This is a genomic window from Mesorhizobium sp. WSM3868 (assembly GCF_002294785.1).
In the GTDB taxonomy this organism is placed as follows: Bacteria; Pseudomonadota; Alphaproteobacteria; order Rhizobiales; family Rhizobiaceae; genus Mesorhizobium.
Genome location: NZ_NSGB01000002.1, coordinates 232,301 through 246,502 on the forward strand (window position 1 = coordinate 232,301; position 14,202 = coordinate 246,502).

The 14,202-nt window shown below is 63.3% G+C and carries 11 protein-coding genes, 1 tRNA gene and 1 pseudogene; 6 read left to right on the forward strand and 7 right to left on the reverse strand.

Annotation, left to right across the window (positions count from 1 at the left end):
- Positions 1–153: 153 nt before the first annotated feature.
- From CK221_RS04385 to CK221_RS04395, 3 genes are read left to right on the forward strand one after another with little or no spacing between them, the layout of a single operon-like run.
- Positions 154–408 carry a hypothetical protein gene (locus CK221_RS04385; RefSeq protein WP_095776852.1) on the forward strand — a complete coding sequence of 85 codons (255 nt, stop codon included), beginning with the start codon at positions 154–156 and terminating at the stop codon, positions 406–408.
- Entirely contained in the window at positions 401–1,693 is a 1,293-nt protein-coding gene (locus tag CK221_RS04390) for an HlyD family secretion protein (RefSeq protein ID WP_095776853.1), read from the forward strand. The genes CK221_RS04385 and CK221_RS04390 overlap by 8 nt, the downstream gene beginning before the upstream one ends.
- Positions 1,690–3,231 (forward strand): DHA2 family efflux MFS transporter permease subunit, encoded by a 1,542-nt coding sequence (locus CK221_RS04395; RefSeq protein ID WP_095776854.1) that lies wholly within the window; start codon positions 1,690–1,692, stop codon positions 3,229–3,231. Before CK221_RS04390 ends, CK221_RS04395 begins: the two co-directional genes overlap by 4 nt.
- 348 nt (positions 3,232–3,579) lie before the next feature.
- Here the strand turns inward: CK221_RS04395 and yidC are convergent, their stop codons facing one another.
- From yidC to rpmH, 3 genes are read right to left on the reverse strand one after another with little or no spacing between them, the layout of a single operon-like run.
- On the reverse strand, positions 3,580–5,397 hold the full coding sequence (gene yidC / locus CK221_RS04400; RefSeq protein WP_095776855.1) for a membrane protein insertase YidC: 1,818 nt from the start codon (positions 5,395–5,397) through the stop codon (positions 3,580–3,582).
- Positions 5,398–5,411: 14 nt separating this feature from the next.
- Entirely contained in the window at positions 5,412–5,765 is a 354-nt protein-coding gene (rnpA, locus tag CK221_RS04405; protein ID WP_067323826.1) for a ribonuclease P protein component, read from the reverse strand.
- Positions 5,766–5,781: 16 nt separating this feature from the next.
- Complete coding sequence (gene rpmH, locus CK221_RS04410) at positions 5,782–5,916, reverse strand: 50S ribosomal protein L34 (protein WP_008833937.1); 135 nt, start codon at positions 5,914–5,916, stop codon at positions 5,782–5,784.
- Between the two features lie 255 nt (positions 5,917–6,171).
- Here rpmH and CK221_RS04415 point away from each other — a divergent pair, with 255 nt between their 5' ends.
- Positions 6,172–7,665, forward strand: coding sequence for a HAMP domain-containing sensor histidine kinase (locus tag CK221_RS04415; protein WP_067002984.1), 1,494 nt, complete (start codon positions 6,172–6,174; stop codon positions 7,663–7,665).
- Positions 7,666–7,867: 202 nt separating this feature from the next.
- Positions 7,868–7,944 (forward strand) — tRNA-Arg (locus CK221_RS04420).
- Between the two features lie 367 nt (positions 7,945–8,311).
- Here the strand turns inward: CK221_RS04420 and CK221_RS04425 are convergent.
- Together CK221_RS04425 and CK221_RS04430 are read right to left on the reverse strand one after the other, a co-directional pair.
- Positions 8,312–8,786 (reverse strand): annotated as a pseudogene (locus CK221_RS04425) (isoprenylcysteine carboxylmethyltransferase family protein).
- A gap of 21 nt (positions 8,787–8,807) precedes the next feature.
- A complete protein-coding gene (locus CK221_RS04430; protein WP_095776856.1) occupies positions 8,808–9,704 on the reverse strand; it encodes an NAD(P)/FAD-dependent oxidoreductase in 897 nt (298 codons plus the stop codon).
- Positions 9,705–9,936: 232 nt separating this feature from the next.
- On the opposite strand from CK221_RS04430, the gene CK221_RS04435 reads away from it, so the two are divergent.
- Positions 9,937–10,584: a TetR/AcrR family transcriptional regulator gene (locus tag CK221_RS04435; RefSeq protein WP_095776857.1), complete on the forward strand. Its 648-nt coding sequence runs from the start codon at positions 9,937–9,939 to the stop codon at positions 10,582–10,584.
- Positions 10,585–11,080: 496 nt separating this feature from the next.
- On the opposite strand, the gene CK221_RS04440 is transcribed toward CK221_RS04435, so the two are convergent.
- Both CK221_RS04440 and CK221_RS04445 read right to left on the reverse strand, forming a co-directional pair.
- Positions 11,081–12,274, reverse strand: coding sequence for a caspase domain-containing protein (locus CK221_RS04440; RefSeq protein WP_095776858.1), 1,194 nt, complete (start codon positions 12,272–12,274; stop codon positions 11,081–11,083).
- A 239-nt stretch (positions 12,275–12,513) separates the two neighbouring features.
- On the reverse strand, positions 12,514–14,169 hold the full coding sequence (locus CK221_RS04445) for an FAD-binding dehydrogenase (RefSeq protein WP_095776859.1): 1,656 nt from the start codon (positions 14,167–14,169) through the stop codon (positions 12,514–12,516).
- Between the last annotated feature and the right edge of the window lie 33 nt (positions 14,170–14,202).

Below are 14,202 nucleotides of genomic sequence, written 5' to 3' on the forward strand. Positions count from 1 at the left end.
CGTGCCTCTGCCGCCCTTCGGTTGCGCCACGTCGGCGCGACATTTGCTCCAGGCGGCTTAGCCGGTCTTGCACACCGCGTCCAGCAGGATTATGTGCATGATGATAATAAGCATGCTCACGAAAACTTGTCTGCCGACTCCGAAGTTCCTCCCATGCCTTCCTCGCTCACCAGCAGCTTCGTGCTGCACGACGTCGCGCGCCTGCCCGGAAAGCGCTTCGAGCAGCGCTCGCGCCGCTCGGGCCTGACCCGCGGGCATTGGCAGGTGCGGGCTTATCTGTCTCGACAGGAAGGCATTCACCTTTCCGCGGAGGCGCGGCAGCAGCTGCAAACACTTTGTCTGATCAAATCCAATCTGTTCGAGGCCTGCGCCCAGCCGGCTGTCGACCGGGAGAAAGTCCATGTCTGAACCAGCCTCACCACGCAAGCCCGCCGACGGCGACAATGCCGGCGACAGAAGCAGCGACCAGGTCATTCGCCTGGACAGCCAGCGCGAGCAAAGGCGTGCCGCCAATCCGGCGATCGAAAACGATGAGCTGGAAGCGCCTGTCGCGCCGGAACCCGCTGCGCTCGAAGCACCCTCGGCCCAGCCGAAGCCGGCCGCCGTGACGATGGCTTCGCCGGCCCGAGCCAAGCCCCGGCGCAGCCTGACCCGGCCCGTCCTGTTTGCGCTGCTTCCTGTGGCGCTGGCGGTCGGGGGCTATTACTACGTCGTCGGCGGTCAGGTCATGACCACCGACAATGCCTATATCCAGGCGCAGTCGCTCGGCGTCTCCACCGATGTCTCCGGCACCGTGCAGGAGATCGACGTGCATGACAACGAGGCGGTTAAGAGGGGCCAGGTGCTCTTCCGCTTGCGGCCGGCCTCGTTCGAGACGGCGCTGGCCGGCGCTCAAGCGCAACTCGGCACGGTGCGCAACCAGGTGTTGACCTTGCAGGCGATCTACCAGCAATCGCTGGCGCAGATCGCCCAGGCCGAGGCCGACATCCCCTATTACGAGTCGGCCTTCCAGCGTCAGCAGGACCTGCTCAAGACCTCAACCGCCTCGAAGGCGACTTTCGACAGCGCCCAGCACGATCTCATCGCCGCCCGGCAGAAAGTCATCGTCGCCAAGGCGCAGGCGCAGGCAACGCTCGCCCAGCTCGGCGGCGACGCCGACCAGCCGGTCGAGAAGAACCCCTTCTACCTGCAGGCCCAATCGGCGCTGGATGATGCCCAGCGCAACCTCGGCGATTCCGTCGTCAAGGCGCCGTTCGACGGCGTCGTTACCAATGTCGATGCGCTGCAGGTCGGCAAGTACCTTCCCGCCTCGCAGCCGGCCTTCAGCCTGGTCTCGTCGACCGACATCTGGATCGCCGCCGAGCCGAAGGAAACCGAGCTCACTTATGTCCGGCCGGGGCAAAAGGCGACGATCAGCATCGATGGCTATCCGGGCGAGGTCTGGCATGGCGAGGTCGGCAGCATCAGCCCGGCCTCGTCGTCGAGCTTCTCGCTGCTTCCGGCGCAGAACACCAGCGGCAACTGGGTCAAGGTCGTGCAGCGCATCCCGATGCGGGTGACGATCGACGACCCGCAAGGCAAGCCGCCGCTGCGCGGGGGCATGAGCGCGGTTGTCAGCATAGACACCGGCCATGCCCGCGGCCTGCCCGATTTCGTGACCGACCTCTTCAGGCGGTTTGAGCAAAAGTCATGAGCACCGCCGCCACGGGCACGCCTGCGGTCGCCAATCGCGGAGCCATCACCGCCTGCGCCATCCTGGCGGTCATCATGCAGGCGCTGGACACCACCATTGCCAATGTGGCGCTGCCCTATATCCAGGGCAGCGTGTCGGCGAGCGCCGACCAGATCAACTGGGTGCTCACTTCCTATATCGTCGCCGCGGCGGTGATGACGCCGCCTTCGGGCTATCTTGCCAACCGCTTCGGCCGCAAGCGCATCCTGCTGGTCGCCATCACCGGCTTCGTCGTCGCCTCGGTGCTGTGCGGCTTTGCCCAGTCGCTGCCGCAGATCGTCGGCTTTCGGCTGCTTCAAGGCCTGTTCGGCGCCGCCCTTGTACCGCTGTCCCAGAGTATCCTGCTGGACATCTACAGCGTCGAGGAGCGCGGTTCGGCCATGGCGCTGTTCGGCGTCTCGGTGATGGTCGGCCCGGTGCTTGGGCCCGTCATCGGCGGCTGGCTGACCGAGAATGTTTCCTGGCGCTGGGTCTTCTACATCAACGTGCCGATCGGCGTGCTGGCTTTCGCCGGCGTCTCGATGTTCGTGCAGGAGACCAAGCTCGACCTCAAGGCCCGGCTCGACTGGTTGGGTTTCGGCATGCTCAGCCTCGCCATCGCTTCGCTGCAGATGTTCCTCGACCGCGGCGAGCAGCTCAACTGGTTCTCCTCGTCCGAGATCATCGTCGAGGCGCTGGTCTGCGCGTCGGCCTTCTATATCTTCATCGTCCACACCTTCACCGCCCGCGACACCTTCGTGAACCCGCGGCTGTTCCTCGACCGGAATTTCGCGGTCGGCATGGTGTTCATCTTCATCATAGGCATCACCTATCTCGCCTCGCTGGCGCTGATGACGCCCTACCTGCAAACGCTGATGGGCTATCCCGTGGTGACCGCCGGCATCGTCATGGGGCCGCGCGGCCTAGGCACCATGGCCTGCATGTTCCTTGTCGGCCGGCTGGTCGGCAAGGTCGACACGCGCTGGCTGCTGTTCACGGGGCTCGCGGTCACCGCCTGGGCGATGTACGACATGACCGGCTGGACCCCGGACGTTTCGCAATGGACGATTATCCGCACCGGCTTCATCCAGGGCGCCGGCTTAGGCTTCCTGTTCGTGCCGCTCACCACCATCACCTTCGCCACGCTGGCGCCGGAACGGCGCGCTGAAGGGACGGGCCTCTACAATCTGTCGCGCAACATCGGCTCCAGCGTCGGCATCTCGGTCGTCACCGCGCTTCTGACGCAGAACCAGCAGATCAACCATGCCAACATCGCCGACTATGTGACGCCCTATAATCCGGCGTTCGGCGATCCGGCGATCGCGCAGGCGCTGAGCCCTTACACCGCCGCCGGCCGCGCCGCGCTCGACGGGCTGGTCACGCTGCAGGCAACGATCATCAGCTATGTCGACGACTTCGAGCTGATGATGTTGCTCTCGCTCGCCGCCATCCCGCTTGTGCTTCTGCTGCGCAAGCCTGGCACACCGGCCAAGGTCGACCACAGCGCCGTCATGGAGTGAGCTGGTGCATGTCGCCCAAAAGCGTGGAGCGGTTTTGGGAAAACGACACTGCACTAAAACAAAGTCCCTAAAGCGCGTCGCGCTTTAGGAGGAAAAACCGGGGTCCCCCCGCGGGACCCCGGCCTGCCGGACGGCCTTCCCAACACCGGCGTCGCTGCGCCGGAAGCCGTCGCGGCTTTTGGGGAGGACCGGGGAAGCTACGAGGCAGGCCATGCCGCAGTTTCGCGGGGGCAGGCCAAGTTCCGAAAGACGGCTGCGCGAAGTTCTGTCCGGAGCGCCATAGGGCAAGCCGCCAACGAAAAAACCCCGGTCATGCCGGGGTTTTTGGCGTTAGGGCCGGGGTGCCGTCTATTCCGCCGGCGATGGTTTCTTGCGGAACATCGCCGCCAGATTGTCCCACAACTCGATCTTGGCGCCCTGGCGCTTCATGATCACGCCCTGCTGCAGGATCGAGAGCAGGTTGTTCCAGGCCCAGTAGATGACGAGGCCGGCCGGGAAGGAACCCATCATGAAGGTGAAGAGGACCGGCATCCAGGTGAACACCGCGGCCTGCGTCGGGTCCGGCGGCGTCGGGTTCATGCGCATCTGCAGGAACATGGTGATGCCCATCACGACCGCCCAGGCGCCCATATGCGGGAGGAAGGCCGGCGGCGCGAAGGGCAGCAGGCCGAACAGGTTGAACACCGAGGTCGGATCGGGCGCCGCGAGGTCGTGGATCCAGCCGAAGAACGGCGCGTGCCGCATCTCGATGGTGATGTAGAGCACCTTGTAGAGCGAGAAGAAGACCGGGATCTGCAGCGCCACCGGCCAGCAGCCGGCCAACGGATTGATCTTTTCCGTCTTGTAGAGCTCCATCATCGCCTGCTGCTGCTTCATCTTGTCGTCCGCGTATTTCTCGCGGATTTCCAGCATCTTCGGCTGCACTTTCTTCATGTTCGCCATCGACGCGTAGGACTTGTTGGCCAGCGGGAAGAAGATGGCCTTGACGATGACGGTCGTGGCCAGGATCGCTAGGCCGAAATTGCCGAAGAATTTGTAGAGCGTGTCGATCAGCCAGAACATCGGCTTGGTGATGAAATAGAACCAGCCCCAATCGATCAGCAGGTTGAACTGGCGAATGTGGCGGTCAGCCTCATAGGCGTTGATCTTGGCGACTTCCTTGGCGCCGGCAAACACTTCGGTTTCGATGGTCGCGGACTGGCCGGCCTCGATGTTGATCGGATCAGTGAGGAAGTCGGATTGGTAGCGATGGCGCCCGTCCTCGAAATAGCCGTAGCGTGGCTGGAAGGGCTGCTTTTCGGTCGGCACCATGGTGACGGCCCAGTACTTGTCGGTGATGCCGAGCCAGCCGTCGGTCGACTTGCCTGGCTTGACTTCCTTGTCCTTCTCGATGGCGGCGTATTTGTATTCCGTCAGCCCCTCGGTGCCAGTAACGCCGATCAGGCCTTCATGCAGCACATAAGTGCTGGCGACCGCCGGCTTGTCGTAGCGCGTGACGCGACCGTAGTTGAACAGGCTGACGGCAGCGCTTCCCGAATTCTGCACGGTGTCCGAAACGGTGAACATATAATCGTTGTCGACCGAGATGGTGCGCTTGAAGGTCAGGCCCTTGTCGTTGGTGTAGGTCAGCGTCACCGGCGTCGACGGGGTCAGCGTCGGATTGGCCTCAACGCTCCACACCGTGTCGGAACTCGGCACCGCGCCGGTCTTGTCGGTGCCGACGAACCCGATCTCGGCGAAATAGCCGGTCGGTAGCGCCTGCGGATTGAGGAGTTGGATCTCGGGCGAATTCTTGTCGACCGTCTCGGTGTAGTGCTTGAGCTTGAGGTCGTCCAGGCGAGCGCCGGTGAGATTGATCGAGCCCTCGAGGCTCGGCGTGTCGATCTTGACGCGCTTGGTCGCGGCAACAGCCTGGTCGCGGCTCTCGACAGTGACTGTCTCGCCGCCAGGTGCGGTCGGGATGGCGCCCGGAGCCGGCGCCGGCGTCCCGGCCACGCCCGGATTGGTCCCCTGCGCTTCCTTCTTCTGCGCCTCGACGCGCTGCTGCTCGATGCGGGCCTGCTCGCGTTGCTGCTCCATCTTGGGGTTCATGTAGAACACCTGCCAGAGCGTCAGGATCAGCACCGACAGCGCGATGGTGATGAAGAAATTGCGGTTGTTTTCCATCGAAAGCCCTTGGCCTATCGTGTTCCGCGCAGCCGGCGGGAAAGCTCGGCCTTCAACTGGCCGAACGGAATGGCAAGCACGTCTTCGCGCCCGACGATGACATAGTCACTGCCGGGCGCCATGTCATCGGCGGCATGCGTTCGCACGGCTTCTCTCAGCCGCCGCCGGACGCGGTTGCGCACCACGGCGTTGCCGACCTTCTTGGTCACGGTGTAGCCGACGCGTGGCGCACAATCGTCGCCCCGGTCGAGAACCTCGACGAGAAAAAGCCGCCCGCGGCGCTTCTCGCCGCCGCGCACAGCCATGAAATCCGCGCGTTTCAGAAGCCGCCCGGGAGTTTTCCCCTTTGGCTTGCCGGTTGCGGGCAACGATCTCGTCTTTCGTTCAGGCGCTGAGCCGCTTGCGGCCGCGGTTGCGGCGGGCTGCGACGACGCCGCGGCCACCCTTGGTGGCCATGCGGGCACGGAAACCGTGCCGGCGCTTGCGGACGAGTTTGGACGGTTGGTAGGTACGCTTCATTTGTTTTAATACCGCGGCGTGCGGCCCTTCTTGATTCTGTCACACTGTAACAGGAGCTTTGCCGGGCCGGTTATAGGCGCGATCGAAACCGCGCCGGGACGGAAGGCCCGAGCGTGAGCGGGCTTATAGGAAGAAGGATTTTGGAAGTCAATCCAGCCCGCCCAAAGGCATTTTTTCACTGGCCGGCGGCGAAATTGGCAAAAAAGCCGCAAATCGCATAATCTTGCTCGATCAAGCCTTCGTGAAAACCGCGTCATGACAAGTGAAGTCCTGTCAACGGATGAAAAGCCACGCCCCGCGGCGGCAAGCTCGCCGCGCCGGGTGCCGCTGTCGCGCGGTCTGTCGACCAAGCTTCTGCTTCTCACCATCGTCTTCGTGCTGCTCGCCGAAATCCTGATCTTCCTGCCCTGGATCGCCAGCTACCGGGTGAACTGGCTGAAGGAGCGGCTGAGCACCTCCGCCGCCGTGTCGATCGTGTTGCTGCAGGGCGAGCCCAACTCCCTGTCGCACACCGCCCAGAACGACGTGCTGATGGCGATCGGCGCCAAGGCGATCGCGGTGCGCGACGGCGGCGTCTCGCGGCTGCTTGTCGTGGCCGACATGCCGCCGAAGGTAGACGAGCATATCGATATTGCCAATGTCGGCCTGGTCAACGGCATGACCGGCGCGCTGGAAACGCTGTTCGCCGGCGGCAACCGCATGCTGCGCGTCTTCGGCCCGGTCGGCGATAGCGACAAGGAATTCGAGCTGATCATGCCGGACTACAGTCTGCGCAACGCCATGCTCAGATATTCGCGCAACGTCGCCGTCGTCTCGCTGCTGATCTCGCTGTTCACCGCCATGCTCGTCTATGCGGCGATCGATCTGATCATGATCGGCCCGATCCGCACCATGACGCGCTCGATCCTGTCCTTCTCCGAGGCGCCCGACGATCCCGGCCGCATAATTTGCCCGACGGAGCGTGCCGACGAGATCGGCGTCGCCGAGCGCGAGCTGTCGCAGATGCAGGATCGGCTGCAAAAAATGCTCGCCGAGCAGAAGCACCTCGCCAACCTCGGGCTTGCCGTGTCCAAGATCAACCACGACATGCGCAACATCCTGGCTTCCGCGCAGCTTATGTCGGACCGCTTGCGCCAGGTGAAGGATCCGACCGTGCAGTCCTTCGCGCCGAAGCTGTTGCGCGCGCTCGACCGCGCCGTCGCCTATTCGGAGGGCGTGCTTGCCTATGGCCGCACACAGGAGCCGGCGCCGTCGCGCCGCCGCTTGCGGCTGCGCCAGCTGGTCGACGACGTGCACGGCCTGCTCGACATCGAGGAGGGCATCGAATTCATCAATGCCGTCGAGCTCACCTTCGAAGTCGACGCCGATTCCGACCAGCTCTTCCGCGTGCTCACCAACCTGTGCCGCAACTCGGTGCAGGCAATGGCGGCGGACACGGAGAGCGCGGTGGTGCGCCGGCTCGCCGTCTCGGCCGAGCGCTTGGGCAGCGTCAGCCGCATCACCGTCAGCGACACCGGCCCCGGCCTCCCGCCCAAGGCGCGCGAAAACCTGTTCGCCGCCTTCCGCGGCTCGGCGCGCAGCGGCGGCACCGGCCTTGGCCTGGCGATCGCCCATGAGCTGATCCGCGCCCATGGCGGCACGGTGGAGCTGGTCGAATCGATCGGCGGCCGCACGGTCTTCGCCGTCACCATCCCCGACCAGCCGGTGCGGCTCGATCAGGCCCGCAACGGCCTGCGCCGCCCGGCTTGACCGTGGCAGGCCAGGGAAGACGTTCCCGCTTCGGAGTTCCGCGAAGCAAAGACCCCGGTCGGAATGTGATCCTGTAAACGCCTGCGACAAAACTTTTGCCGGGCCGGCTTGCTTTTCCGAAATTCAGTCGTTAGGGAACACTCCACATCGCGGCCGGCGTCTCGACCGGATCGCGGGGCCTGTGTCTCACACGGCCTGATGCGCGCCCGTAGCTCAGCTGGATAGAGCACCAGACTACGAATCTGGGGGTCAGGAGTTCGAATCTCTTCGGGCGCGCCATTTTGTAATGCACATACCAATGTGGTGCGGACGTCGTCAGGCTTCCTAAGGTGGCCGCTTCCAGACCCTTTCCGCACATTCCAGTCCGTTTCGGTCCGATGACCGGAGTTGGCCGGTGGCGGTCTCTCCGCTCTTGGTTACCGCTTCTCGAAAGCAGACGTCGGCATGCAGTGCGTCGACGGCTCATTTGTGGCGGCAAGCGGTGACCAAATCTGTGCGTCTCCTCAGGCGCCGGGTGTACTGCGGGGTCAGCCGGCCAGTCGGTTTTCCATGACACCGGCCCGCAACCTTCAGAATATGATAGTTCGCGGCAAGGAAGCCGGTGCTGGTTTATCAGAAAGCCCCGCAGGCGGCAGCGGCGGAACAGTCAGAGCCAGCGGCGAACCTCGGCCTTATAGCGGCGGTAGTCGTCGCCGAACTTCGCTTCGAGATAGCGCTCCTCGCGGTCGATCACCTGCGTCTGGATCGCGATCAGCACCAATGGGAGCAACGCGAAGGCGATCGGCCCGTCGAAGCCGATCGCAAGGCCGGCATAGATAAGCGCCATGCCGAGATACATGGGATTGCGGGTCCACCGATAAGGACCGGTCGTTGCGATGAGGGTCGTTGGCTGCGACGGCGGAACGTTGGTGCCCAGCCGCCGGAACAGCCCCGCCGCCGCAAGCATCATCGCCGCGCCGGCAACGAACAGCAGCGCGCCCGTCGCGACCAGCAACCGCCAGTCGATGTCGAAAGAGCGCAGGGTGACGAACCGCTCCGCCGCCAGCCCCAACAGCAGCGCTCCCAGATAGACCAAAGGCGGAGGGAGAGCGCACACCCGCGCTGTCCGGTTCGACGGCCATGCTCCTCTCCAATCTCTGCTCTCAAACCAGCATGGACTGCTGGGCGAAGATACCTGCCATCGCGCCGTGCGATGATGCCAGGGTAACCGATGGCGGCGTGAGGGGGTTGGCGAGGTCGCCGGCGGCGTAGATGCCGGGCATGCTGGTTTCGCGGCGCTCGTCGACCTTGAGGATGATGCCGACGGGCGTATCGACCGTGGCGAGGCCCAGTGATTGATGCAGGCTTGCGGACGGTTTGTTGCGCGGATGCGCGAACAGGATGTCGACCGCGACATTCGGGCCGGTATCGAGCTTGACGGTGGCGTTATGGCCCCCGTGATGGGCGATCTCGATGATCCGGCCATCGACGACAGGTGTGTTGCGGCGCGCCAGATCGGCCCGGATATCGGGCGGAATGTCATGACCATCGGCGAACACCGTCAACCTGTCGGTCCAATCGTGGAACAGCCTGACCTGATTGTGCGACTGCCGGCCGGACCAGACGAGGCCCCAATGCTGGCCGGCGACTTCAAAGCCGTCGCAATAGGGGCAGGGCACGATGGACGTGCCCCAGCCTTCGGCAAAGCCCGGCACATCAGGCATCTGGTCGATGACGCCATAGCTCAGGATCAGACGGCGCGCCCTAAGGGTTTCGCCATCATCAGTGACGACTGAGAAATCGTCGATGGCGCCGGAGACGCTTTCGGCCCGGGCATTGACCAGCTTGACCGTGGGATAGCGGGCCAGCTGCTGCCGCGCCTCAGCCAGGATGTCCAGCGGTGGCTTGTGATCGTGGCCGAGCAGACCATGCGAGTGGCCGGCGAAGCGATTGCGCGGCAGGCCGGTATCGAGAACGGTGACTTTGCGGCGGGCACGGCCGAGCTGCAGGGCGCCAGCGAGACCGGCAAAGCTGCCGCCGATGATGATGACGTCATCCATGGTGATGGGCTCCGTGTTGTGGTTGGAGGGGGTTGGGTTGGGCCTGGCGCGCAATATCGTCCAGCGAGTCGCCCATCACTGCGTTGATCGACCGGACGATGCCGCATTCGATATCGCCGGGCGGCCCGGATTTGGAGGACATGGTTGAAACCTCCCCAATGGCTTGCGCATTTAAGAAACTGTATGGTATCGTAATTCAGGAATTAGGATACTGTCAAGGACTGGAATTGTCGTGACCGAAAATAGCCGAGGCCGGCGCGGCCGGCCCGCCAACGAGGCGCTTGGCCAAACGATCGTCGACACCGCGGGCGAACTTTTTGCGGAACTGGGTTTTCAAGCGACGACATTGGACAAGGTCGCCCAGCGAGCGAAGATATCCAAGCTCAGCATCTATCGGCACTTCGAGAACAAGGAGACGCTGTTTGGCGCGGCGTTTGCGGCCCGCTGCAATCAGTTAATACCACAGGCCCTTTTTGAAGGCGTCGACGGTTCGGCCGAAGATCAGCTCATGGCGGTGGGATCATCACTGCTTCGCACGCTGTTGCGCCCGGACGTCCGCAATGTCGAAGCCATGGTCATGGCCGACATGACGAGTCAAAAGTCGTTGAGCAAGCTCCATTACGAAGCCGGCCCCGCCCATATCATCGCCCAAATCGAGGCCCTGTTGCGTCAGTTGCACGCGAAGGCGGTTCTGAACGTGCCCGATCCTCTCCGGTCCGCCCGTTTGTTTGCCGCGCTTTTCAAAGGCTCCGATCTCCTGATTATCGCACGCTTCGATGAGGCGAGAGCAGAGGACGACAACGAGATCGAATCCTATTGCCGGTCGGCCGTCGCCATGTTCATCGCCGCGCACGGTGGCAATGACCACGCGGGCGGATAACCTAGCCTAACCTCGTCCACCGAACCGGCAGCAGCTCAGTCCAAACCTCTACGCCTTGGGCGGTGTTCCAGGACCTGTGACCGGCGTAACCGCTACCACCCCGTTCGGGGCCTTAGTGCCGGCTTAGGCAGACCGTCAGCTCTCGGGAAGCTGCAACGGTGGTCTGAATGGCGAAAAATGGTGGCGCAAAGCGGACGTTCCCGTCAGGAATCTGAAGTAACCACAATGACATACGAGTTCCCAGTTTCATCCTCTCCGGTGCGCCAGTTAATCAAACTGAACTCCCGCGCATTTGCCTCGCCGGCCGAAGCAGTCGCTGGCTGCCTACGCTCACGCGGCGAGGTTCACGTGGCGTATTAATCCACGATCCTGATCGGGTCGGCAGTGGTGCCCGGCGCGTTCTTGAGTTCTGCATTTTTTCATGCACCCTTGCTCGTCTCCAGCCGCAGTCGGCGGCGCGGGCTAAGTCCGCCGCGCAAGGCAGTCATCGGCGTTACTAACCCCCTAGCTGTTGCAGCTTGCGACAGGCACGCCTTGCGCCTTCACGGCATCTCTGGCGACACCTCTCCTTGTTGCCATCCCTGCATCGGCCCACGGATTCCGGTTTAGCTGGTGCGCTCGTTTTTGCCGAACGATTGGAAGGTTCATCGATAGGCAACGACACTTGCGGCTTGCGACTGACTTTCTTCGGCAGGATCTTTTTGCGTGGCGGCGTAGGTGCTTGGAACTTGGCAATTCGGCTCTTTGCAATTTCGACGAATGCACCATTCGGAAATGCCGCTAGATAAGCACGATACATCGAGACATCGGATGTATCCTTGATTGATTTCCAGAATTCAAGCTCTGCCGCCGCGTTGGTGTCTGGCTGATAGGCGTCTGCCGAAGACGGACTAGACGCGGCATCTGGGTTGAATGAGAATCCCGGCTCCACCAGGGACGAGTTGCTCCAGGGAACCTGCTTCCCAGAAGTCGCGTTCATGACGTCCAACCGGACGCGACGCATGAGAATTTCAATGTCGATCGAAGGAGTCTTTATCCGCTTCACAAGAGAGTCTGCAAACGGACTATGATTGACGGCTCCATCGAGAGCCACGTTGCCGGGTTGTGTTGCAAAGCCGATAAAGACTCCCCTGCCAGCATCCAAGGCTCCCAGCCCCTTTCCTATGGCAAGGCCGCGACTTTGACCCGGTCCACTCAATTGTTTAACGAAAGGATTGTCCCGACAGGCATCGAGAAGGACGATTGCGATATTTTCCTCGGCCGTCATGGCGGCGATGATGTCTTGCAGGCGCTCAGCCTCCAGAGCCAAGTCGGCCGGACGTTGAAGGGCGGCGTCAACGGGCAATAGGTAGTTCTCCCCGTTCGCTTGGAGCCCGTGTCCGGCGAAGTAAAAAAGCGAGACGTCACCCGGCCGCAAGTTTCGCCTGAATTTTCCGATGAGTTCCCTGAGCGTTGATGCGTCAGTATCCAATCCAAGGGTGACGTCGAAGCCCGTCTCTTGCAAAACTCGGGAGATGGCATTCGCATCATTTACCCCGTTGGGAAGCGATGATGCAAAACGGTAGGCCGAGTTACCGATTACGAGCGCATATCTATGGCTGCGTTGACCGATCTGGGTCTCAGAGGAGGCCGGTGTCGACAAGCCGGCCAGCAAAAGAAGGCACGCGCACAACAAACAAACCTTGGACATTGCGACCTTCCCGAGGAACGGAGAATATTAGCATCCGTTAAAGCGCGTGGGTACCCGTTGTACGGGCCATCCTGCTTGGGGAAGAGGCCAAACTTGCCGGAGGCCGCTTGGTATGAGGTCTCCGTGCATCGTCAACGCCCTTTCCGGCATCGACTTCAAACACCATCAATCCCCGGAATGAGGCCGCAGCATACAAGGTGGGCAGGCCTCACGAGCTTGTGGCAACACCGTTCGATCGCTCAGCCGACCGCTTTCGTCGCCGCCCTTCCGGCGCTGCGGCCGGAAAAGATGCAGCCGCCGAGGAACGTGCCTTCGAGCGCCGCATAGCCGTGCACGCCGCCGCCGCCGAAGCCGGCGACCTCGCCCACCGCGTAGAGACCAGGCACCGGCTCGCCCTCCGCGTTGAGCACGCGGCTGTCGAGATCGGTCTGCAGGCCGCCCAGCGTCTTGCGGGTGAGGATGTTGAGGCGGACCGCAATCAACGGACCGTTCGCCGGATCGAGCATCTTGTGCGGCTTTGCGGTGCGGATCAGCCTGTCGCCGAGATAGGCGCGCGCGCCGCGCAGCGCGGTGACCTGCGCATCCTTGGAGAACGGGTTGTCGAGCTGCATGTCGCGGGCGCGGATCTCGCGTTCGACCTGCGCCACATCGAGCAGCGGCTCGCCGGCCAGCCCGTTCATCCGCGCCACCAGCTTCGAAAGGTTGGCCTCGACGATGAAATCTTCGCCCTTTTCCATGAAGGCTTTCACCGGGCCGGGAATGCCCGACGTGGCGCGGCCAAGCACCTGCCGCCAGCTCTTGCCGGTGAGGTCCGGATTCTGCTCCGAGCCCGACAGCGCGAACTCCTTCTGGATGATCTTCTTCGTCAGGATGAACCACGAATAATCGAAGCCGGTGCTCATGATATGGCTGAGCGTGGCTAAAGTGTCGAAGCCTGGGAAAAGCGGCACCGGCAGCCGTCTGCCGCGCGCGTCGAGCCATAGCGAAGAGGGACCCGGCAGGATACGTATGGCGTGATCGGTCCAGACCGGCGCCCAATTCTTGATGCCCTCGACATAGTGCCACATGCGGTCGCGGTTGATGACCCTCCCGCCCGCTGCTTCGGCAATTGCCAGCATGCGGCCGTCGACATGGTCCGGCACGCCGGTGATCATGCGCTTCGGCGGCGCGCCGAGACGCTGCGGCCAATTCGTACGCACCAGCTCGTGGTTGCCGCCGATGCCGCCGGAAGCGACGATCACGACCTGGGCGTGGAGCTCGAAATCCCCGGCCACGTTGCGCGAGCTCTTGCGTCCACGCTCGACCGTGCTTGGCTCCAGCACGTCGCCGCGCACCCCGGTCACCGTCTTCCCGGTCCGCGTGATCTCGTTGACCCGGTAGCGGAACTTGAACTCGACGAGCCCACGCTTCTGCGCCTCGCGCACGCGCAGCACGAAGGGCTCCAGCACGCCGGGCCCGGTGCCCCAGGTGATGTGGAAGCGCGGCACCGAATTGCCGTGGCCGCTGGCATTGCCGCCGCCGCGCTCGGCCCAGCCGACGACGGGGAAGAATTTCAACCCGCGCTCGATCAGCCAGGAGCGCTTCTCGCCGGCGGCGAAGCCGAGATAGGCTTCAGCCCATTTGCGCGGCCAAAAATCCTCAGCGCGGTCGAAGGCGGCGGTGCCCATCCAGTCTGCGAGCGCGAGGTCGTGGGAATCGCGGATGCGCATGCGCCGCTGCTCGGGCGAGTCGACCAGGAAAAGCCCGCCGAACGACCAGAAGGCCTGGCCGCCCAGCGATTGCTCGGGCTCCTGGTCGACGATGATGATTTTCTTGCCGGCATCGGCAAGTTCTGCCGCGGCGACGAGGCCTGCCAGCCCCGCGCCGACAATGATGACATCCGCGTCGTCAGCCATCTTCGTTTCCCCCAGCGCCCTTCCGACGGCCTG